The following is a 22051-nucleotide window of genomic DNA, read 5'->3' on the forward strand; positions in this document are numbered from 1 at the left end:
TTTTTTCTGATAAATGTCGAAACTAACTCGTTGTTTTGCGCGTCAAGGATTTTGACAAACATCACATATTTGTGAAAAAGAACATGAGGAGGAAACCATGAAAAGGATATCTGCTTTATTGCTGTCGTTCCTATTGCTGTTTTCCATGATGCCCCTGCTAGCACAAGCTAAAAACACAAATTTCTGGGATGTCTCGCGAGATCATTGGGCTTATGAGGCCATCACTGACATGGCCACCAAGGGAATTATTGATGGCTACAGTGACGGTTCGTTTCGTCCAAACTCAAAAGTGACCCGGGCTGAGTTTGCTAAAATTATGATTGCAGCAGCAGGAGTCCAATTGGGGGATAAATGGGGGATTTCTCAGACCTTTAAAGATGTACCGCGCAGCCACTGGGCATTTACGTATGTCGAGTATGCAAAGCCTTACCTGACTGGCTACAAGTCAGGCTCAACCTACAGCTACAAGCCTGATCAGAATGCCGTACGTGAAGACATTGCCGTAGCTTTGGTGCGCCTGCTGGGCTATGATCAATCAAAATCAGCAAAAGTATCTTTATTAAATCAATTCAGAGACAAAGAAAGAATTTCTTACAATCTTCGCACCTTTATCGCAATCGCCTTAGATAATGATCTGATTAAAGGCTTCAACGATGGTACCTTCCGACCACAAGATGCCATTACACGCGCGGAAGCCGCCTCTCTATTGTATCGAGCTAAGCTAGATGAGCAAAAAGTCGTTTTCCCAACTGATCCTACTTCTCCCGTCCCGCAACCAAAGCCTGATCAAAAAACAAGAGAAGTGGTTGATGATTTTTCAGATAATCAATTGAAAAAATGGAACAGTGCGCGAGGAACTGGATCGTGGGTGGTTTATGATAAGCGTGTAACAGCTTATAGCAATGACAGCGCTCTAAAGCATTATCTCCTGCCCCTAAAAGATAAGGTAAGCAGGGATGATACAGAATGGGAAATATCAGTAGATATTATTCCAGTCAAAACCGATGCGGAAGCCGGTATATTTATTAATGGGAACGACGGAGAAGCTGATATCGTTTATCTAACAAAGGATTCTCTACAGATTCGCCACCTGCCTGATCCTGAAAAGAAAGAGACAAAAGCTATCGCAAGCATTGCCACCAAGCTAACAACCAACAATAGCCTTAAAATAAAAGCTAGCGGTGATACATTATCCGTTTATCTAAACGGCACCAACATCTATACGCTCCAAAATGTGAAATGGGATCATTCCGAAATAGGATTATATATGAGTAAGGATGCTTTTAAACAGATTCCATCAAAGACTACCTGGTTTGACAATTTCACATTTACCGCTACGAAAAAATAAAAAAAGCTGGTCCCCTGAACATTTCGTTATATGATAAAGGTACCATTATTATTGTTTGGTACCTTTGGCGAAATGTTCTGGGAAGCCAGCTTTTGTTTTGCTGTTTTACAGATTTTTTTTTAAAATCACCATATCTAAAGCACGAATTCCATTTTCCCAAATTGGATAGGGATATTGCAAAAAGAAATCGGCTTTGATTCCTGTAATTCGAAACCCTACCTTTTGATAAAACGCTAGATTATCCAAGCTAGAATTCGCTGTTCCTACAACCATCACCTTATAGTTGCCTTCTTTAGCCTTCTCTTCCAAACACGAAATGAATTGTTTGCCGTAGCCCTTTCCCTGCTCTCCTCTACATACCGCAATATTTTTAATTTCGACCATTTCTTCGGTACACGGAAGCAAAATGGCGATACCAAGCAAACGCTCCTCTGTATAAGCAGCGTACATATCTCCACGATGCTTATAGCGTGCAATCATCTCTTCTGATTCATCAGCCTCTAACAACAATCGATCATATTCACCTTTATCCCGCTCTTCCATGGGTACAAGGACTACAGTTACCTCCTCTGACAAATCGCTCTTCCTCTCTTACATGGACTTCTTGACTTTCTCCTCATATATTAAACAAATCACACCGAAAAATCCATCTTTTCTGAATACTCCTTTTTCCTAGCAGAGATTTTCATGACATGTGTATAATGGAGAAAGACACCTCTCTTACAGGAGGGTATTTGGGAAGGGGTTTTACTGTGTATTCTGAACTACTGCACTCTCCATTTACCTGGATTGACTCGGGCATCTACCGACAATCTCCGGTAGAACCGATCGCATTGGATGAAGCATTAGCTACTGCTATGAAAGAGCCTAATGCAAAACCAATTATCCATTTATGGATTTATGATAAAGCTTTTTGGTTGGGACGACGTGACGCCAAGCTTCCGCACTTAGAGCAAGCCTTGAAGGCATACAGTTATGAAGGGTACTCGGCTCTCCTCCGTTCCTCGGGCGGCGCATGTGTTCCACTGGACAGCGGTGTTTTAAATATGGCTATTTTATTCCCACAATGCAATCTGGCAATTGATGATTTTTATAAGCTAGCTGCTGATATTCTATCAGTCGGACTTGCTGACTACGGAAAGATTGAACTGGGAGAAGTCGTAGATTCCTATTGTGTAGGTGACTATGATTTTGCGCTTTCTGGTAAAAAAATTGGTGGAATGGCTCAACGCCGTACCCGCTATGGTTCCATTTTACAGCTCTGTATCAATATTGAGGGTAGTGGAATAGAACGCGGAGCCCTGATGGAAGACTTCTATCATCAAGCTGGACTTTATGAAATGGAAGTAGCCCAGCGCCCTGTTCCTGCCGTTCGAAAGGAGACTATCGGCAGTATCTCCGAGCATATGGGACGTGCCATCTCCGTAGATGAAGTAAAAGAACAGCTTTATTCTGCTATCTCAAACAAATGGACAGCTCCCAAGGGAGAATTACCTTTGACAGAAGCGGATAAAGAAGTCGCAATCCAGCATTTAACGGGACGCCTTGGCCTCTTCTCTTATACCGCAGCAGAGATTCAACAATCTGATTGGCGGTTACAAAAATAAACTCATAATCAATGAGGTCTTTTGCATATCTATAAAAAAGACATCTTCTCATTTAAAAAACCTGAGGATTGACCCGCTCAGGTTTTTTCTTTTTCATCTATTTTGAGACAAAATGGGCAGCATACATAAAAGATTTAGGATAGTCAGGACTTATAAAAATTTGCTCAAGCTACTTCTACACTGTTTTTCAACTCATTTCAAATAGAGAAAAAAATGCATTTTTGCTTAATTTTTTATACAATACAAGAAGAATGTCCATTAACAATGAAAGGTAAGGAGGATCTTGCATTGATTAATCCTCAAGCTAAGCATATTTTCAATTACCCGATTATGGATTTAATATTGCCCGCCTCAAAAGTAGCTCATGTTCAATTGGGCAATTCTTTGGAACACGCTTTATTAGTATTGGTGAAAAGCAGATATTCGGCCATTCCTGTATTGGACTCTTCCTATAAAGTGATGGGACAAATTAGTAAAACAATGATACTGGAATCCATTCTAGGTTTAGAGCGTGTGGAGTATGAAACATTACATGAGCATCATGTAGAAGAGGTCATGGAACATAACATCCCTCGTTTACGCCCTACTGACTCTTTTCAACGCGCTCTAGAATTATCCATTAATCATCCGTTTGTGTGTGTCGAGGATGAGCAAGGTGTTTTTGAAGGAATTTTGACTCGTAAAGCAGTTCTTGCCCTCGTGTACCACCATTTCCGTAACGCCGAATAATACAGTCTCAGACCCACACCCCATGGTGATGTTAGAAATGAAGGAAAGGCCCGCATCCAACTTGGAGCAGGCCTTTTATTACACACACGCTTTTTCTATTTTCCCGTAACCAATAGCATGATGTCTGGCCGTCTAGCAGTCTACTAATCATCATTTTTTCTTTTTGTACAGAGTAGCTCCATATTCAAGTGGTGTTTTATAAGATTGATAAAACATGGCCTTCTCACCTGCTTTAAAAAATGAGTATCTTTGATCCCTTACGTTCGCCTCTATAAAATATGGTAATCCAGACCGGTCAATCCCCATATCTAAGCCCAGATCAGCTAGTGACGTTTCATGTTGTTCTAGCTCCTCTACAATGGCAAAGCATGCAGCCTTCAAACGATTCACAATGACGGGAATACTTTGAGTAGCAAACAGCGAGGCCAGAACTGTTTCCAATTGTTCTGCCCTACCACCTTGTGCTAAGTTACTTAATTTATTGGTAGGGTTTTCCAACTTCGCTACCATCCCTGATATCTTCCATTCATGCAGTTGATTTTTTTGAATAGAAACACGCACATCAAAAGTTCGATCCTGATACTTGCAAAGCGGAATACCTTGTTGAATAATGTAGGTTTTGTTCTTGATCCAGTTTTCCACAAACTGTACAAGTTCTTCTACATGCTGAAAGCTTTCCTTTGTTTGCGACGAGTAGAAAAAATATTCCTCTGCCTTACGTTCTATTCGAGCAACTCCGATCCCTACTGATCCGACTACGGGTTTGATGTAGATAAAAGAATATTTATTCAGCATGTCGGTAAAGGCTTGTTTACGAAATAGCTTGGTTTCTGGAATGTAATGACGTAAATTATCCTGTCCCCACAGTCTCTTGTGCACCCTCCATTTATTGCGTGTGACAATTCCGTTATACACTTGGCTTATTTTTTCTAATTTTTTTATCCGAAAAATCGTAGCTTTCTTGCCAGAAAGTAATCGATTGTGAATGACTTTTGGGATTATAAAAGTGGATGGTACCAGCTTCTTATCTCTCCATACATAGCCTTTAATTTTATTCGTGGCAAAGTTAATTTGATCAGCATGAAAAAACACAGTCTCTAGTCCAAGCCTAGCCCCAATCTCTACATAAAAAGCCAGCCGCTCATAGGTGTGTCGTCGTCGTCTGTTCAAGGAAATAACTTTCTTATCAAGCATGATTCCGATTTTTTCCACATTCATCCCTTCCTACATCATTTCTTCAGTACATTTTTCTTTTTTATTACTCTATGTAGGCCGCAGACAGATGGGTTGCCTATTTTTTATCTGCTTGATTTCAACTAAAAAAAAAACGAGTAATGAATAGGTCCATTACTCGGCTAGGGCTGACGATATCTGTTTTGTCTTATCTTTTTTCAATGGCAATGATAAAAGGAGCTTGGTTTTGTTGATTCATATATTGATAACGAAGCACAAGGTATTCTGTCTGCGGTAGTTTTTCACAATAATCAACAACCGCCTCCTTCTCTACAGCCCCTGCTTCGTGCCCCCAATAAATAATGATCGTCATGATTCCACCAGTCCTGAGCTTATCCAATCCGGCTTCAATAGCACGAATGGTGGTATTAGCCTGTGTCGTAATATCCTTATTTCCACCTGGTAAATATCCTAAATTAAACATAACAGCTCCGATTGCTACCGGAATCTCTTTCATTTGCTCGTGGCTGGTTAATAATAAATTCACCCGCTCTACTACCTGTTCGCGTTCTAAACGTGCTCGGGTTTTCTCAATCGCTTCTGATTGAACATCATAAGCGTACACTTTTCCTCTTTCCCCAACTAGCTGAGCAAGAAATAATGTGTCATTTCCATTGCCCATAGTGGCGTCCACTACCGTCTCTCCTTCTTCTACTCGTTCTCTAATATATTGACGTACAACTTCTAAAACATTTGGAAACACGTTGGCTCTCTCCTTTTTATATCTCTATCTGTAATCCTATCCTTGCAACATAGCATGATTCCCCATATGAGCTTGCTTGCTCGTATACATCCTCGTCTTTTGTATTATGAAATAGATGCGTAATTAATAATGCTTTTGCTTTTATATCATTGGCAATCTGAGCAGCTTGCCGCACTGATAAATGGCCAGTCGGCTTGTTCGGTTCAAAGCCGTCAAGATACGTTCCTTCACATATAAATAAATCAGGCTCCATAACCCTCTCCCAATTCGTTTGCATCCCTGTATCTGCACCATAGAGGATTGTTTTTCCATTATACGTAAACATCATGGCATAACATAAAATGGGGTGATCTGTTTTAACAAAACGAATAGTGATGTCTCCTACAATTACGTCTGTCTGCTCAGTTATCGGCTTAAAAACTGTTGCTTCTTTATAGGCCATTTGACTGCTAAATTCGACTGGCTCTGTCGGAGCATAAATGGGTACAGGTTGATTGGCACGAATCCCTTCTACTCTTTGATGCACATTCAAACCATACTGCAAAACTCCAACATCAGCAATATGATCTTGATGATAATGTGATAAGAAAATCGCATCTAGCTGATGAATTGGTATGTATTTTGTTACCTGACTAATTACCCCGCTCCCACAATCAATTAATATATTCTTTGATTCTGTTTGTAATAAATAACCAGGGGTAGCTCCTCCAGGTCCTGGATACGGTGATTGAAAGCCTAACACAGTCATACGCATGTTTTCACTCTCCATTTCATAGGATGTAGTATGGTGGACAGGAGGTACTCAATGCAAAATTCATGGAAAACTATTTTGCAGATCGCCTTTACTTATATCGGAACGGTTGTAGGCGCTGGATTTGCTTCAGGTCGAGAGATTCTCGAATTTTTTGTACGGTTTGGACCCTATGGCTTAGTTGGCATTGGCATTGCTAGTCTATTATTTGTCTGGTCTGCTATACAGGTTATGCTGGTAGCACAGCGTATACAGGCCAAATCCTATCAGGAAGTTAGCTTCTACCTGTTTGGCAAAACGATCGGCACTTTTTTTAATACAATATTACTCCTAGTTCTCATCGGGACAACTTCCGTCATGCTTGCTTTTACTGGTTCACTTTTTAAAGAATCGTTCCATTTACCAGCTCAGCTTGGAATTTGGGTAAGTATGATATTTATTTTCCTGGTAACAGCTAGAGGTATGGGTGCTATTCATATGGTAAATAGTATTTTTGTTCCAATCCTTATTGGATTTACGCTACTTGTCTTTTTCTACACGAAGCCTTGGGATAGCACTGCCTCCGTAGCCGGCTTGCCTCTTGATGAACTAGAAGCTGACGGATGGCTCCAATCTCCCATCTATTATGTATCACTAAACGTTGCATTAGCCCAAGCAGTCCTAGTCCCTATTGGACGTGAGTGCCCCTATAGGCGTACTTTGATTTACGGAGGTTTAGTTGGCGGTTTAGGTATTGGCTTGCTTCTCTTTCTCGCATATGCATCATTATTGGACAATATGCCCCACGTTCAATTTGTAGATACGCCTACTATTTTCATTTTGTCTGGACTAGGGAAAACGATTACCTTTCTTTTTGCATTATTGGTCTATGCGGAGGTTTTCTCCTCGCTCGTTGCCAATCTGTTTGGATTAGTTGAACAGGTGAAAAGCTATATTAACGTTCATTTTTCACTAATCCTATTGATCATACTGCTAATCTGCTATGGAGTTAGCTTCGTAGGATTTAGTTCTTTGCTTACTATATTGTACCCGCTTTTTGGACAGATTGTCGTGTTCTTTTTGGTGATGCTATTTTATCGCCAAATGATGGATCGATCAAAGCAATTGAATTGATATTTGCATGCGCATAAGCTGATTTTTGTATGTTACTAGAATCAGCTTGCTTGTATGGTATGATCATGTCAAAATTCCCCGCCCATCCTCAAAAAAACATCCCCTCATAAACACTATTGTAGCAAAAGAAATCCGTTTTGCTGCCAAGTGTAGATGAAGGGATGTTTTTATGAGGTAAGCATCGTTATACTTGCATTTGCCTTACGCAAATTCCGCTTGTAATTGATTAAAGAGCTCTTCACCAAGATGCAAATCCTTTTTCACAAGGGCTTCTTGATCAAATCCTTTAACCAAGTCCTCGTAGCGCTGTTGCTCTGTATTTTGATAGATAATACCTGTTAGCAGGCCATTGTTCGCCATCGAATGGGACATTGCCATAATTTTATTGTGCTTTTCATAGCCTTCAATGCTATCAACTGGAACAATATTTTGCTTGAACCAGTCATATGTGTTTACTTTATTAAAGGTTACACAGGGGCTGAATACGTTAATTAACGAGAAGCCCTTATGTTGTATTCCCTTTTCAATAACATCTGTCAAACCTTTTAAATCACTAGATACGGACTGAGCCACAAAAGTAGCTCCCGCTGACAGAGCTAATTCGATAGGAGAAATAGCTTGTTCAATCGCGCCAGCAGGGGTAGATTTCGTCACAAAACCTGCCGCAGAGCGTGGCGATGTTTGACCTTTAGTAAGTCCATAAATCTGGTTATCCATCACAATATACGTAATATCCATATTGCGACGAATCGCATGTACAGTATGCCCCATACCAATAGCGAAACCATCTCCGTCTCCACCAGAAGCAATGACAGTTAATTCACGGTTTGCCATTTTTAGACCTTGGGCAATTGGTAAAGCTCGGCCATGCACACCGTGGAAGCCGTAGCAATTAATATAGCCTGAAATACGTCCTGAACAACCAATACCAGACACGACGGCCAAGTTTTCTGGTTCTAATCCCACGTTTGCTGCTGCCCGCTGAATCGCAGCTTGTACGGAGAAGTCACCACACCCTGGACACCAGTTTGGCTTGGTACTATTGCGAAACTCTTTGAACGTCGCCATCTTTTATCAGCCCCTTGACTTGTGTATAAATTTCGTTCGGCAAGAACGGATTCCCATCGTATTTTACTACGTTCTCCAGTCTGTCAGCACAGCCTACATTCAATTTCACTAGGTTGGCGATTTGACCAGTCGCGTTATTTTCAACTACAATAATTTTTTTAGCTTGATCTACGTATGGCTTGATTGCTTCTACAGGGAACGGATGAAGCAATCGAATTTGAGCATGATTTACCTTTAAACCGTCCGCTTCCAAGCGTGTACGCGCTTCTTCCACGGTACCTCCGACAGAGTTGATCGAAACCAACAGTACATCAGATTCTACGCCTTCACCATTAATGCGAACCGGTGTAGGGAATTTAGAAGGAAGCACGTCTAATTTTCGTAAACGTTTATCCATTTGCGCCTTACGGTTAGTTGGGCTTTCCGACGGTTTACCTGTTTGGTCATGCTCTACCCCTGTAACGTGGTGAAGACCATACTTTTGTCCTGGAATGACGCGTGGAGATACACCATCCTCTGTTACTTGATATCGCTGGAACATCGCTCCAGCTTCAGTTTCTGGAAGCTCCTGACCCGCAAGCAGCTTTCCTCGACGAATCTCAACACGTTTATAATCAAGCGGTTCAACGGTTTGCTTACCAAGTGACAATGCCAAATCCGTAATCAAAATAACAGGGACTTGATATTCTTCCGCAATATTAAAAGCCTCTACTGCATCATAGAAGCACTCTTCAACCGATGTAGGTGCCATTACTACCTTAGGAATTTCACCATGTGTACCATTGATCATGGCATTAACATCTGATTGCTCTTGTTTTGTAGGTAAACCTGTAGACGGACCGCCACGTTGTGTATCTACAATCACGACAGGCATCTCGGTCATTCCTGCTAAACCGATTGCCTCCATCATCAGAGACAGACCTGGACCGGCTGATGCTGTCAAGGTACGTACACCACCATAGCTAGCTCCAATTGCCATCGTAATAGCGGCAATCTCATCCTCTGTTTGTATAACTGTACCGCCAAATTTCGGTAGTTTTTTAATAAGATATTCCATGATCTCAGACGCTGGTGTGATTGGGTATGCAGGCATAAAGCGGACTCCAGCCGTCAAACAGCCTAGAGCTATCGCATCATTGCCGATCATGAAAAGACGTTTATTTCCATCTGCCGGTTCTAGTTGGAACTCTGGAAGTTGTCCACCTGTTAATTCATTTACAAATTGTGCTCCACGAGTAATCGCTTGCATGTTTAATTCGACTACTTTTTCACCTTTACGCAAGAACATGTCCTCTACAATGTTTCGGTATCCCTCAACTGGAATACCCAAAATTGCGCTGGTTGCCCCAATGGATACCATGTTCTTCATTAAGGAAGTACCCAATTCATCAGCAATTTGAGTTAGTGGAACAGCTAATAGGCGGACAGACTGTATCCCTTCTGGCAACACTGGGTTGAATTTAGCATCTGCTATGATGACTCCGCCTTCACGTAGCTCTGGAGCATTTACATCAATCGTTTCCTGATCAAACGCTACCAACATATCTAGGACATCCGAAATGGCCTGAACAGGCTTCGTGCTCACACGAATCTTGTTATTGGTGTGTCCTCCTTTAATACGCGAGGAGAAATGACGGTAACCATACAGATAATAACCCATGCGGTTCATGGCAATAGAGAAGATTTCACCTGTACTTTCAATACCTTCCCCTTGTTGTCCTCCAACTTTCCAAGAAAGTTGACTAATCATGAAATTCCACCCCTTCAGCGACTGTGAGAAAATCTACAATCATCATTCAATCCGAACTGCACACATCTGTTCAATCAGTATTTGTCTATGTAATATAGTAGACAAATTGTGAAGAATTTGTGTATAAACAAAACCAATTTTAGACCTAGCTTATTCAAATTGCAAGTGCTTTTACTAAAGATGGTTGCATTGTGTTAATAAATGTACTCGGTATATTAATGATCTTCTCAAGTAATTGTAACATGTTCCCATAAAGTCGCAACTATTTTTACTAAAAATTTAGAAGGTTTTGTCCTTCTGTTGAAGTTGATTCATTAGCTATTCTTTATATCTTCGTTGATTTTCGTGCTGAAAGCAAGTCATGTTTATTTATTTGTTTTTTTGACTGCTTGTACATCTTTTTTACGATGTATTTTTGAAATAATTATATGTAAAAACGATAAGAAAGCCAAGCCAATCGACTGAGAGGCTTGGCATCTAACTCTCTATGCTTTAACAGGCTTGTCTGCTATTCGGCAAATAAAAAACCTGTTTATTCCAAGAGGACAAACAGGTGAATAGGCAGTTTAGTTCTCTATCATCTGGGTTCTACAATTAATTTTATGGCAGTACGTTCTTCTCCATCAATTATTATGTCTGTAAAGGCTGGGATACAGATCAAATCGACACCACTAGGCGCTACGAACCCACGTGCGATAGCTACTGCCTTAACAGCTTGATTGAGCGCCCCCGCTCCAATGGCTTGAATCTCGGCGGCCCCACGCTCACGGAGTACGCCTGCAAGAGCACCAGCAACAGAGTTGGGGTTAGACTTTGCTGAAACTTTTAATACGTCCATCCTTTGTACCTCCCGTCAGATAGAAATAACTCTTATCTCTAGAATGATATTCGCATAACCCCTAAAAATTCCTGCCTTTTACGATTAATATTCGCAAAATTCGAATCTACCTTGTATTATTCCATAAAAGGACAAGCTGCGTCAATTCGAATTCGATCTATCTTTTTCGTTTTTCCTGTGGAATTATCGAGGGTAAAGAGAACACCGTTTAATTGTGTCGGCCCTTCTGCCACTTCAAATCTGACAGGTAATTGTGTTAAGAATTTCTTTATCACTGCGCTCCGTTCCATACCCAGAATCCCATCTGTTGGACCGCACATTCCTGCATCGGTAATATAGCCGGTCCCATTAGGTAAGATTCGTTCGTCTCCTGTTTGTACATGTGTATGTGTTCCAACCATGGCACTAATTTTCCCATCCAGATACCAGCCTAGTGCCTGTTTTTCTGAAGTAGCCTCAGCATGCACATCCACAAAAATAAATTTGGTGCGCTTTCTTGCTTCTTCTACTAGCCGCTCTGCCGTTTCAAATGGACACATCAATGGTGGTAAAAAGGTTCTTCCCTGCACGTTAATGATGGCTACCTCTCCCACATGTGTTTGGACATAGGTAAGACCTCTACCTGGGGTCCCCTCCGGAAAGTTCGCTGGGCGAACAATACGTGAATCCTCATCTATAAAATCAAAAACTTCTCGATTATCCCATGTATGATTCCCCATCGTGATCGCCTGAACACCCACCTGAAAAAGCTCATTAGCAATTTTTCGTGTAATTCCACGACCATGTGCCGAATTTTCACCATTAACTACAATCAGATCAGGTGCATATTTTCGTTTCAAACGTGGTACATAATCTTTTACAATTTCTCTTCCGGGAGACCCTACAATATCTCCAATGAACAATAATTTCATTCTAATCACCTCTACTATTGATTCTAAAAATGGGCGATGACCAATCCGCTACCCCCAGCAGGACTTGGTTGTACGTATAGAGATGAGAATGTAGATACATTTCTATCCGTCAAAAAAATAAAGTGGCGTCTCGCCACTTTATTTTTACTTCGCGTATTCAACAGCGCGGGTTTCCCGAATCACCGTTACACGTATATGTCCTGGATAATCCAGCTCATTTTCAATACGTTTCGTAATTTCTCGTGCTAGCCTCATTGACTCAGCATCATCAATTTTTTCTGGCTGTACCATCACGCGTACTTCTCGACCTGCTTGGATTGCATATGATTTTTCTACGCCATCGAAGGACTCAGAGATTTCCTCAAGTTTCTCTAAGCGTTTAATATATGTTTCCAAGGTTTCACGGCGTGCGCCTGGACGTGCAGCAGAAAGGGCGTCAGCTGCAGCTACTAACATCGCAATGACAGAAGTAGGTTCTGTATCACCATGGTGAGAAGCAATACTGTTGATAACAACAGGGTGCTCATTGTATTTCTTCGCTAGTTCCACACCAATCTCTACGTGAGAGCCTTCTACCTCATGATCAATTGCTTTACCGATATCATGTAGCAAACCTGATCTTTTTGCCAGTTTCACGTCTTCTTTTAATTCCGCAGCCATTAGGCCAGCAAGATGAGCTACTTCCATTGAATGTTTCAAGACATTTTGTCCGTAACTTGTACGGTAACGCAAACGTCCTAAAATCTTTATTAAATCAGGATGTAATCCGTGTACATCTGTCTCAAATGTTGCTTGTTCCCCGTACTCACGAATACGTTCATCTACTTCACGTCTTGATTTCTCAACCATTTCCTCAATACGAGCTGGGTGAATACGTCCGTCTGCCACCAGCTTATCGAGAGCCGTTTTAGCAATTTCACGTCGAATCGGGTCAAAGCCTGAAAGAATAACTGCCTCAGGAGTATCATCAATAATAAGATCAATACCAGTTAGTGTCTCTAGTGCTCGAATGTTACGACCTTCTCGACCGATAATTCGACCTTTCATTTCATCATTGGGAAGAGTAACAACTGAAACGGTCGTCTCTGCCACATGATCAGCCGCGCAGCGTTGGATTGCTGTTGTGATAATCTCACGAGCTTTTTTATCAGCGTCCTCTTTTGCTTGCGTTTCAATATCCTTGATCATAATTGCCATGTCATGGCGCACTTCGTTTTCTACGTTTGTTAGAATAATTGTTTTTGCTTCATCTTGAGTTAGTCCTGAAATGCGTTCGAGTTCAGCAACTTGATCTTTATATAATTGCTCAACCTTGGCTTGCAACTCAGTAATTGATTTTTCACGGTCGCTTTGTTCTACTTCTTTACGTTCCAATTGGTCCAGCTTTCGGTCAAGAGACTCCTCTTTCTGAAGGATACGTCTCTCTTGACGCTGAATTTCGTTACGACGCTCTTTGATTTCGTGATCAGCATCTGTACGCAGCTTAAACACTTCGTCTTTGGCTTCTAAGACTTTTTCCTTTTTCACTGCCTCCGCATCGCGTTTCGCTTCTTCGACGATTTGCTTCGCCGCTTCTTCTGCGCTTGAAATTTTGGCTTCTGCAATGGATTTACGTAAGAAGTATCCGACCCCAAAACCAATTGCTAGTGCTACCAACAATAGCAAAACTAACAATAGTGGGTTAGATAGATCCATACGTGTTCTCTTACACCTCCTTTGTCTATGACTTTTACATTTCTCATACAAATCATTTTTTTCTTGGTGATTCCTATCATCTTCGTATCTCGTACACAAAATGAAAAACAAGTAAGACCGAAGAAGGAAACATTTGGCATCCATAGCCTAAAAAACAAGACCGATGCGACTCGGTCGACTGCAATCATGATAGACATAGGCCTCATGGATGTTCAGTTATGGATTGCTAATCGCAAAAAGTTATCAAACACCAAGTAATACAAACCTATTTTATTATTTGCGAACAAGCCTTGTCAAGGAGTAGACCTTGTGGGGAGTAGGATTGCTTCGCTAGGGAAGGATTTAGAGGATACGCCCTCCCTACTCGTCATCTTCCTCCATCCAGTTTTTTGTTCTCCATTCATTTCTTAGCTGTTGAACAATGGAATGGGAAAATCCTTTCCGTAATAAAAATTGTAAGAGCTTATGCTCTGTTTTTTGATCAATGGGAGCTGTTATTCTTGCTAGTTTTCCTCGTAACAAACCACGCGCTGCATCTAGCTCCTGTTCATATTCTATTCTTCCCAATACTTTCTCTATCAAACTTGGGGCAATTCCCTTCTGCTTTAATTCCATCTTGAGCATATAGGCTCCTCTAGGCTTCAAACGCAATCTCTCTTCTACCCATTTTTTAGCAAATAGCTCATCGTTTATATATCCTTCTCGCGTACACTTCTCTACTATTCGCTCCGCTAGTTCTAGTGAAAACTCTTTCCCTATTAAATATCTTTCTACTTCTCTAGAACTCCGTGGACGATAGCTAAGATAATTAATAGCAGCCAAATAGGCTTTATTCTCATGATCCGCTCGTAAAACCTCTGCGAAAAAATTACTATCTATCTCTGTACCCTTCATCAAATGGTACTTAATAAAGACTTCCTCATGCACTTCAAATGCAAATTCATTGTCCAGATCAATTAAATACACTTGTTTTCTTTTAGAATCCCTATGAACGGCCGTGATTACCCCTGAGGTTTTCATGTTTCCTCCCATTCTAATCGAGACTGCTTTGTCTTCACATAAAAAGCCTGCCGCACAGAATACGACAGGCTTACATCTCTTCTACTCTAAATCAAAAGTTGGCTCTTCATCCTGCTCTGGATCGAGAACCGCTTCTCCCTCTGGGATGGAATTAGGATTCAAGCTGTAATATTCTCGAATTTTTTGGTCAATCTGAGCTGCAATAGCTGGATTCTCTTTCAAGAACTGTTTTGCATTTTCACGGCCTTGACCTAAACGTTCCTCATTAAAAGCATACCAGGCGCCGCTTTTAGCAACAATGTCCAGCTCAGCTCCAATATCCAGAATACTTCCTTCTTTAGAAATACCTTCTCCATACATAATATCGACTTCGGCTACTTTGAACGGAGGAGCTACTTTATTTTTTACAACTTTAATTTTAGTCTTTGTACCTACTATATCATTGCCTTGTTTAATTCCCTCTGCTTTACGCACATCAAGACGTACACTAGCATAGAATTTCAAAGCACGTCCACCAGGAGTAGTTTCTGGGTTTCCAAACATAACGCCCACTTTTTCACGCAATTGGTTAATAAAGATCGCAATCGTTTTGGATTTATTGATAGCTCCAGAAAGCTTACGTAAAGCTTGAGACATCAAACGAGCTTGTAGACCAACGTGAGAGTCACCCATTTCTCCTTCAATCTCAGCTTTTGGTACCAAAGCCGCTACGGAGTCTACTACAATAATATCTACAGCGCCAGAGCGTACGAGAGCTTCCGCAATTTCTAAAGCTTGTTCTCCTGTGTCTGGTTGGGATAAAAGTAATTCTTCTATGTTAACACCCAATTTAGCAGCATAAACAGGGTCTAGAGCATGCTCTGCATCAATAAAGGCTGCTTGTCCACCTTGCTTCTGTACTTCTGCAATGGCATGAAGTGCAACTGTTGTTTTACCAGAGGATTCTGGCCCGTAAATCTCAATAATACGGCCACGTGGGAAACCGCCGACACCAAGTGCGATATCAAGAGCTAAGGCTCCTGTTGAAACAGTAGAAACCTGTGAATGTGCCATTTCTCCCATCTTCATGATGGAGCCTTTCCCGAACTGTTTTTCTATTTGTCTTAAAGCACTCTCAAGCGCAGCGCGACGATCTGACAATAGTGACACTCCCTTTCTCGTTCCACTCAACTTTTTCTTATGTATGTATCATACATCGAGATAGAGGGGTTTGCCAAGTATTTTTTGCGAACAAATATTCGTATAGGAATTATATAGAAAAAAGAAGGCATTTTCACTTAACCTCCATGTGAAAAAACCTTCTGTACAGCCTAATTATGATTTACGTGTCCGCGGTTTTGCGGGCTCTAGATTAATACGTTTACCGTTGATACGCGTCTGTCTTAACGCCTCATAAACAAACGGAGCAACATCTTCTGGGACTTCTACAAACGTGAAGTTTTCAAAAATATCAATTCGTCCTACTGATTTGCCCGGAATGCCCACCGATTCGGAAATCTCCCGTACAAGATCCTGAGGCTTCATGTTCACATTTCGTCCTACATTTAAGAAGAAACGAACCATTCCTCTTGCGGCGCCCGTCTCACCAAAATTGTACCCTTCTTCTTCATCATTTCCACTCGGATCAGTATGAAACGCGAGATGTAGAGCAGCGGCTGCAACTTTAGCCGGGTCATGCTCCTGCATTAGCTCATTCACGATTTCTTGATACATACCATTCACAGACTCACTTTCAATCAGCGAACGTAGCTGTTCACGTAATTGAGTACGTTTGCGCTCCGCAATCTCCTCCAAGGTAGGCACGGTGCGAGTAATCAAGGATGCTTTCGTCTGTTTTTGAATCACCATTAACTGACGCATCTCCCGAGGAGTGACTAGTGTCATAGCTATCCCTTTACGCCCAGCACGTCCAGTACGGCCGATCCGATGTACGTAGCTTTCTGGGTCCTGTGGAATATCGTAATTAATAACATGTGAGACGTTACCTACATCAATCCCACGAGCTGCTACATCTGTAGCAATCAAAAACTCAATCGTACCTTCCCGGAAGGCCTTCATTACTTTGTCGCGCTGTGCTTGAGATAGGTCGCCATGCAAGCCATCTGCCATATAGCCTCGTGCTTGTAAGGCCTCACTCAATTCGTCTACCCCGCGCTTCGTTCGACAGAAAATAATGCCAAGCTCTACATCCTGGCTATCGAGAATGCGGCATAGGCTCTCCCGTTTATTACGTTCGAAAACTTTATAATACACTTGTTCAATAGAAGGTGCTGTTACTTCTTCACGGCTGACAGCCACAGTCTCGGGATTTTTCATATAGCGATGAGCTAAACGCTTGATTTCAGGAGGCATGGTTGCTGAGAAAAGCAAGGTTTGACGCTCAGCTTTCATGTGGCTAAGAATGGTCTCGATATCTTCAATAAAGCCCATGTCCAGCATTTCATCTGCTTCATCGAGAACAAGCATTTTCACATTTTCCAAATGGAGTGTCTTGCGGCGCAAATGGTCCAAAACACGCCCAGGTGTACCAATCACCACATGCACGCCTTGTCGAAGTGCACGAATCTGATGGCTAATTGATTGCCCACCGTAGATAGGGAGTGTGCGAATTTTTTTGTATTTGCATATTCTCACTAATTCTCCCGCCACCTGTATAGCGAGTTCGCGAGTCGGAGTCAAAACAATCGCCTGTATACGGTTGTTAGTAGGGTTTAAGACCTCAGCCAACGGGATACCAAACGCAGCCGTTTTCCCTGTACCTGTTTGAGCCTGTCCGATCAGGTCGCCACCCTCTAGTATTTTAGGAATGCAAGCCGCCTGAATTGGTGATGGTTCTTCAAAGCCCATATCATGAATAGCTTGCAACACATTTTTATGTAAAGCTAAATCTGAAAAAATCGTCATGATAGTCACCTTTCTTTTAGTCATTACAGTGAAGCTGCTGGAGCGCATAATATAGAGCATTCTTGGCAACACGCCCAATTATCGCTCTGCGCTGTCCCGCAACTTGCACCTTTTTTACCAAAGTAGGCTGCTTCTCACTGGCGATTCCGATATAGACCAGTCCCACAGGTTTTCCCTCGGAAGACTCAGGTCCTGCTACACCGGTAACAGAAACGCCATAGGTTGTGCCCATCTTTTGGCGAATATTCTCAGCTAAAAGCCGAGCCGTTGTTTCACTGACAGCCCCTTCTGTCTCTAAGACTTCAAGAGGCACATCCAGCCATTGATGCTTGATTTCATTGGAATAGCAAACAATTCCTCCTCGATATACCTGCGACGCACCGGGAACCGAGGTAAGCAGTTGTGAAACAGTGCCCCCTGTACAGCTTTCAGCAAAAGAAATCGTCTCTTGTTTTACTAGTAGCTGCTCATAAAGCACCTGATGCAACGGAGATTCCCCTACTGCATATATAAACTCACCTACACGATTGCGAATCTCCTCTTCAACAGGACGTAGCAATCTCTCTGCTTGCTCCACAGAGGTAGCGCGAGCCGTAATGCGCAACGTCACCTCAAACTCCTTGGCATAGGGGGCAATTGTCGGATTGGATTGCTCCTCAATTAAGTCTATCAACTTTGCCTCTAACAGAGATTCTCCGATACCAAAAAAGCGAAAGACACGAGAATGAAAGATTTGATGCTCATTTCCTAAAGAAGCCAAAAACGGCATCACATAATTTTCCATCATCGGATACATTTCGCTTGGGGGACCAGGCAACAAGACATATGTAACGCCCTCTTGGGTAATCCCCATTCCTGGTGCCATTCCGTGATCATTATCAAAGACTGTCGATCCCTCAATTACAAGGGCTTGCTTACGATTATTTTCAGTCATGTCAGTACCGCGTCTCTCAAAAAAATCACGAATGTTCGCCATTGCTTTTTCATCCGTGACTAGCTTGTGACCAAGATGGTCGGCCACTACGTCTTTGGTCAAATCATCCTGCGTAGGGCCCAACCCCCCGGTAAAAATGATGAGATCGGAACGCGATTTCGCACGTTCTATCACTTGTAGCATTCGTTCATAATTATCGCCAACTGTTATGTGATAATAAACATTGATTCCTACTTCTGCTAGCTTTTGCGATAAAAACTGCGCGTTTGTATTAGCAATTTGTCCAAGTAATAACTCAGTTCCAACCGCGATTATTTCCGCTTTCATCACTCTTCATCCCAATCTTTTACGAATATTGAATGACATTGCGATTCTTAGAAAAATAGTCATACCCCGACCAAAGGGTAATCAGGACCATTGCCCAAATCGCGATTTTGTCAAAAGGTATGCCGACAAACTCAAACGGGAAATTATTCATCATTAAGACAGCAATCGCTACGATTTGAACCCATGTCTTAATTTTTCCCCACGCGCTTGCGGCAATAACCTTTCCTTCCGCCGCTGCAATCATTCGTAGACCTGTCACTGCAAATTCCCGACTAATAATTACTATAACGACCCACGCTTCGATTCGTTGCATCTCAACAAGAGAAATAAGCGAAGCCGATACCAACAATTTGTCCGCCAGTGGATCTAAAAATTTGCCCAAATTCGTAACAATCTTCCGCTTACGGGCAATGTACCCATCTAGACCATCTGTGCTGGCTGCCAAGATGAATACCAAAGCCGCTATCAGCTCATTGTACGTCATAGTTAGAGTCCCGATGGTAAACGTGCCAAATTTGTATTCTACTAGTAGAAAAAACATGACGACAGGGACCAGAAAAATTCTGGCAAGCGTGATGCGGTTGGCAAGATTCAACTAAATAACCTCCCCAGCTAGATCATAATCGTATGAGTGGGTAATTCTCACCTTTACAATCTTACCTAGTTCTCCTTGATAATTTGAAATAAAGACTTCCCCATCGATTTCTGGAGCATCGTACTGGGTACGGCCTACGTAAATGTTGTTTCTACCTTCGTATCTCTCTACTAGGACATCCAATACCTTACCCACGTATTGACCATTCTTCTCGTTAGCAATCTCACGTTGAATTTCCATCAATATATTAGCGCGTTTTTCTTTGACATCCTCATCAATCTGATCAGGCAGGCGTGTCGCAGGAGTATCGTCTTCATTCGAATACGTAAACACACCTAGACGATCAAACTTAATGTCTTTCACAAAATCACAGAGCTTCAAGAAATCCTCTTCTGTTTCCCCTGGGAACCCAACAATTAAAGAGGTTCTCAAAGCTACATCCGGTACTTCAGCGCGGATTTTAGCAACAAGCTTACGAATATCGGTTTGACGTCCCGGACGGCGCATCCGTTTCAGAATGGCGTCCTCTGAGTGTTGCAAAGGCATATCAATATACTTACAAACTTTCGGGTTTTTAGCAAACGTTTCAATTAACTCATCTGTAAAGAACCCTGGGTATGCATAGTGTAGTCGAACCCACTCAATGCCGTCTACTTCAGACAGTCTGTTCAATAGCTCAGGTAGCATTAGCTTACCGTATAAATCCATACCGTAGTTCGTTGAATCCTGGGCGATTAGCGAAATTTCCACAATGCCTTTCGTTGCCAGATATGTCGCTTCCTCTACGATAGATTCAATTGAACGACTGCGAAATTTACCGCGCATGAGTGGGATACTACAGAATGTGCAATTGTTATCACAGCCTTCTGCAATTTTTGTATATGTTGTATAAGTTCCTTCTTTTACCTTACGTTTAACCACTTGCTCGTAGTTAAACACGGGATTGCCGATCAGGCTTGTACGTTTACCAATGAGCGTGTCTTCAATCACGTTAATAATTGACATAAAATCGCCGGTTCCAACAATACCATCCACTTCAGGAATCTCATGTAATAAATCTTCTTTATAGCGTTGGGTTAAACAGCCAGCTACTACCAACGACTTTAATTTTCCGCTCTCTTTTAACTCGGCCATGTCTAAAATCTTGTTCACAGACTCTTCTTTTGCAGCATCGATGAATCCACAGGTATTCACGATAACGACAGTTGCATCATCTGGATTATCAACTAACTCATAACCCTTCTCATCGATCAGATGTGCCATCATATCTGAATCGACCAGATTCTTCTCACAACCCAAGGTTACTATGGCAACCTTTTCACGGGGTGTTGTCTTTTCGGTCATTTCTCTTCCTCCAATTGCATATTCCAGCCCAAATTCACCTAACCAGTATAATATAAGCAAAGGCGAGTAGTCAAAAAGAGTAGCACTTAAAATCAACCGTTTTCAAGCGTTCAAAGCCTGTATCCTATATGGGTTAACTCTGATTGCAGATACAATCATGTTCGCTTATAAATAAGTCCTTCTGCTAAAAAACTCCCGCCTCACTTTTGATAGTGAAACGGGAGTCCATGAGCTTATAAAAAGTTATTGTGCCGGCACTTCGTCTTTTTGCAAAGTGAAATTAAACTTAGCCGTTTGCGCTTTAATATCACTCATTGTGATTGGAACCTGGTTAACTATTATTTCAATAGCAGGCGAATAACCTACATGCAGAAAAGCAGTATCTTGCGCCTCTATTGTTTTTTCTTCGCCTTTTTGAAGAGTAGATTCAAATAGTTTTTTCCCTCGATCTTTATCTCGCACCTGTACCCAGCAAGCACCATGGGTTGCTTTAATTGTCACTGAGATTTTATCCGTATTACCAACCTTATAATTGTAAGTCTTTCCTTGCTGGGATTCAAAAGTAAGTGTACCCGCAGCCCCAGCCCCATCCGTCTCAGGTAAATTCTCATCAGGCATCGTAACATCTGGAGGAGTTGTCGTTGCCGGCGGTGTAGCTGTTCCAGGAGTAGTCGGAACCTGTCCTTGACCCGGAGTTTGATTCGGCGTAGGAGTCCCTCCTCCACCTTGTGTGGTATCAATGATACCTTCAGCTGGCTTTTGCACAGTAGGTGGTGTACTATCCCGGTTCACTAGTGCCATATAAGCAACGCCAAGAACTAAGATGATAAATAGTGTTAATAAAGTAGGAGCTACCCAGCTACCGGTTTGAAAAGGTGATCGCCTTTGAACCACATGGCGTCTTTGTAATCGTTCCACCTCTTCTTGTGGCGGTTGGGATGGCAAGTCGGCCTGGTAATGCTCTACGATCTGATTAGGATCCAATCCTACCGCTTCCGCATAGCTTTTGATAAAAGCTCTTGCATAAAAGTGGCCGGGTAACATGTGAAAATCTCCCCGCTCAATCGCTTCTAAATATCTGGTTTGGATTTTTGTCATTTTTTGTATATCATTGAGCGAGATTCCTTTTTCTTCTCTTGCTCTCTTCAATACTTGGCCGAGCTCAGACACAATGTAGCCTC

The 22051-nt window shown here is 41.9% G+C and carries 20 protein-coding genes; 4 read left to right on the forward strand and 16 right to left on the reverse strand.

The genetic code is table 11. The annotated features are described in order from the left end of the window. The first annotated feature begins 97 nt into the window (after positions 1-97). A complete protein-coding gene (locus BRLA_RS15440) occupies positions 98-1348 on the forward strand; it encodes an S-layer homology domain-containing protein (protein WP_003337025.1) in 1251 nt (416 codons plus the stop codon). A 105-nt stretch (positions 1349-1453) separates the two neighbouring features. Here BRLA_RS15440 and BRLA_RS15445 read toward each other — a convergent pair whose 3' ends face one another. After that, positions 1454-1924, reverse strand: a complete 471-nt coding sequence (locus tag BRLA_RS15445) for a GNAT family N-acetyltransferase (RefSeq protein WP_003337024.1) — start codon at positions 1922-1924, stop codon at positions 1454-1456. A 158-nt stretch (positions 1925-2082) separates the two neighbouring features. Here BRLA_RS15445 and BRLA_RS15450 point away from each other — a divergent pair, with 158 nt between their 5' ends. Both BRLA_RS15450 and cbpB read left to right on the forward strand, forming a co-directional pair. Continuing rightward, on the forward strand, positions 2083-2955 hold the full coding sequence (locus BRLA_RS15450; protein WP_003337023.1) for a lipoate--protein ligase family protein: 873 nt from the start codon (positions 2083-2085) through the stop codon (positions 2953-2955). Between the two features lie 288 nt (positions 2956-3243). Further along, positions 3244-3684 (forward strand): cyclic-di-AMP-binding protein CbpB, encoded by a 441-nt coding sequence (gene cbpB, locus BRLA_RS15455; RefSeq protein ID WP_003341260.1) that lies wholly within the window; start codon positions 3244-3246, stop codon positions 3682-3684. A gap of 150 nt (positions 3685-3834) precedes the next feature. On the opposite strand, the gene BRLA_RS15460 is transcribed toward cbpB, so the two are convergent. The 3 genes from BRLA_RS15460 to BRLA_RS15470 form a co-directional block, all read right to left on the reverse strand. Then, entirely contained in the window at positions 3835-4896 is a 1062-nt protein-coding gene (locus BRLA_RS15460) for a YheC/YheD family endospore coat-associated protein (RefSeq protein ID WP_041752288.1), read from the reverse strand. 169 nt (positions 4897-5065) lie between these two features. Further along, positions 5066-5620 (reverse strand): tRNA 5-(aminomethyl)-2-thiouridylate-methyltransferase MnmM, encoded by a 555-nt coding sequence (locus tag BRLA_RS15465; RefSeq protein ID WP_003337018.1) that lies wholly within the window; start codon positions 5618-5620, stop codon positions 5066-5068. 16 nt (positions 5621-5636) lie between these two features. Further along, positions 5637-6374 (reverse strand): MBL fold metallo-hydrolase, encoded by a 738-nt coding sequence (locus BRLA_RS15470; RefSeq protein ID WP_003337017.1) that lies wholly within the window; start codon positions 6372-6374, stop codon positions 5637-5639. 51 nt (positions 6375-6425) lie between these two features. Here BRLA_RS15470 and BRLA_RS15475 point away from each other — a divergent pair, with 51 nt between their 5' ends. Further along, on the forward strand, positions 6426-7484 hold the full coding sequence (locus tag BRLA_RS15475; protein ID WP_003337016.1) for a YkvI family membrane protein: 1059 nt from the start codon (positions 6426-6428) through the stop codon (positions 7482-7484). A gap of 201 nt (positions 7485-7685) precedes the next feature. Here the strand turns inward: BRLA_RS15475 and BRLA_RS15480 are convergent, their stop codons facing one another. The 12 genes from BRLA_RS15480 to BRLA_RS15535 all read right to left on the reverse strand — a co-directional run bounded on the left by BRLA_RS15480 (position 7686) and on the right by BRLA_RS15535 (position 22040). Next, positions 7686-8552 carry a 2-oxoacid:ferredoxin oxidoreductase subunit beta gene (locus BRLA_RS15480; protein ID WP_003337014.1) on the reverse strand — a complete coding sequence of 289 codons (867 nt, stop codon included), beginning with the start codon at positions 8550-8552 and terminating at the stop codon, positions 7686-7688. Continuing rightward, the gene (locus BRLA_RS15485; RefSeq protein ID WP_003337013.1) at positions 8524-10302 is read right to left on the reverse strand and encodes a 2-oxoacid:acceptor oxidoreductase subunit alpha; all 1779 of its coding nucleotides are present in this window, start codon (positions 10300-10302) and stop codon (positions 8524-8526) included. The genes BRLA_RS15480 and BRLA_RS15485 overlap by 29 nt, the downstream gene beginning before the upstream one ends. A gap of 577 nt (positions 10303-10879) precedes the next feature. Further along, positions 10880-11140, reverse strand: a complete 261-nt coding sequence (gene spoVS / locus BRLA_RS15490; protein WP_003337012.1) for a stage V sporulation protein SpoVS — start codon at positions 11138-11140, stop codon at positions 10880-10882. 116 nt (positions 11141-11256) lie between these two features. Next, the gene (locus tag BRLA_RS15495) at positions 11257-12051 is read right to left on the reverse strand and encodes a TIGR00282 family metallophosphoesterase (protein WP_003337010.1); all 795 of its coding nucleotides are present in this window, start codon (positions 12049-12051) and stop codon (positions 11257-11259) included. A gap of 144 nt (positions 12052-12195) precedes the next feature. Continuing rightward, positions 12196-13746 carry a ribonuclease Y gene (gene rny, locus BRLA_RS15500; protein ID WP_003337009.1) on the reverse strand — a complete coding sequence of 517 codons (1551 nt, stop codon included), beginning with the start codon at positions 13744-13746 and terminating at the stop codon, positions 12196-12198. Positions 13747-14106: 360 nt separating this feature from the next. Then, the gene (locus BRLA_RS15505) at positions 14107-14766 is read right to left on the reverse strand and encodes a RecX family transcriptional regulator (protein WP_003337008.1); all 660 of its coding nucleotides are present in this window, start codon (positions 14764-14766) and stop codon (positions 14107-14109) included. Positions 14767-14847: 81 nt separating this feature from the next. Next, the gene (recA, locus tag BRLA_RS15510; RefSeq protein ID WP_003337007.1) at positions 14848-15906 is read right to left on the reverse strand and encodes a recombinase RecA; all 1059 of its coding nucleotides are present in this window, start codon (positions 15904-15906) and stop codon (positions 14848-14850) included. Positions 15907-16080: 174 nt separating this feature from the next. Further along, the gene (locus BRLA_RS15515; protein ID WP_003337006.1) at positions 16081-17670 is read right to left on the reverse strand and encodes a DEAD/DEAH box helicase; all 1590 of its coding nucleotides are present in this window, start codon (positions 17668-17670) and stop codon (positions 16081-16083) included. Between the two features lie 16 nt (positions 17671-17686). Next, positions 17687-18931 (reverse strand): competence/damage-inducible protein A, encoded by a 1245-nt coding sequence (locus tag BRLA_RS15520; RefSeq protein WP_003337005.1) that lies wholly within the window; start codon positions 18929-18931, stop codon positions 17687-17689. A gap of 19 nt (positions 18932-18950) precedes the next feature. Further along, positions 18951-19526, reverse strand: coding sequence for a CDP-diacylglycerol--glycerol-3-phosphate 3-phosphatidyltransferase (pgsA, locus tag BRLA_RS15525; protein WP_003337004.1), 576 nt, complete (start codon positions 19524-19526; stop codon positions 18951-18953). Then, positions 19527-20870 carry a 30S ribosomal protein S12 methylthiotransferase RimO gene (gene rimO, locus BRLA_RS15530; protein WP_003337003.1) on the reverse strand — a complete coding sequence of 448 codons (1344 nt, stop codon included), beginning with the start codon at positions 20868-20870 and terminating at the stop codon, positions 19527-19529. A gap of 243 nt (positions 20871-21113) precedes the next feature. After that, entirely contained in the window at positions 21114-22040 is a 927-nt protein-coding gene (locus BRLA_RS15535) for a helix-turn-helix domain-containing protein (protein WP_003337002.1), read from the reverse strand. Between the last annotated feature and the right edge of the window lie 11 nt (positions 22041-22051).

The organism is Brevibacillus laterosporus LMG 15441, assembly GCF_000219535.2.
Lineage (GTDB): Bacteria > Bacillota > Bacilli > Brevibacillales > Brevibacillaceae > Brevibacillus_B > Brevibacillus_B halotolerans.

Coding starts and splice junctions, on each gene's coding strand:
- BRLA_RS15440 (WP_003337025.1), top strand. CDS start 98: ATGAAAAGGATATCTGCTTTATTGCTGTCGTTCCTATTGCTGTTTTCC.
- BRLA_RS15470 (WP_003337017.1), bottom strand. CDS start 6,374: ATGCGTATGACTGTGTTAGGCTTTCAATCACCGTATCCAGGACCTGGA.
- BRLA_RS15475 (WP_003337016.1), top strand. CDS start 6,426: ATGCAAAATTCATGGAAAACTATTTTGCAGATCGCCTTTACTTATATC.
- BRLA_RS15480 (WP_003337014.1), bottom strand. CDS start 8,552: ATGGCGACGTTCAAAGAGTTTCGCAATAGTACCAAGCCAAACTGGTGT.
- BRLA_RS15485 (WP_003337013.1), bottom strand. CDS start 10,302: ATGATTAGTCAACTTTCTTGGAAAGTTGGAGGACAACAAGGGGAAGGT.
- spoVS (WP_003337012.1), bottom strand. CDS start 11,140: ATGGACGTATTAAAAGTTTCAGCAAAGTCTAACCCCAACTCTGTTGCT.
- BRLA_RS15495 (WP_003337010.1), bottom strand. CDS start 12,051: ATGAAATTATTGTTCATTGGAGATATTGTAGGGTCTCCCGGAAGAGAA.
- rny (WP_003337009.1), bottom strand. CDS start 13,746: ATGGATCTATCTAACCCACTATTGTTAGTTTTGCTATTGTTGGTAGCA.
- BRLA_RS15505 (WP_003337008.1), bottom strand. CDS start 14,766: ATGAAAACCTCAGGGGTAATCACGGCCGTTCATAGGGATTCTAAAAGA.
- BRLA_RS15515 (WP_003337006.1), bottom strand. CDS start 17,670: ATGACGATTTTTTCAGATTTAGCTTTACATAAAAATGTGTTGCAAGCT.
- BRLA_RS15520 (WP_003337005.1), bottom strand. CDS start 18,931: ATGAAAGCGGAAATAATCGCGGTTGGAACTGAGTTATTACTTGGACAA.
- rimO (WP_003337003.1), bottom strand. CDS start 20,870: ATGACCGAAAAGACAACACCCCGTGAAAAGGTTGCCATAGTAACCTTG.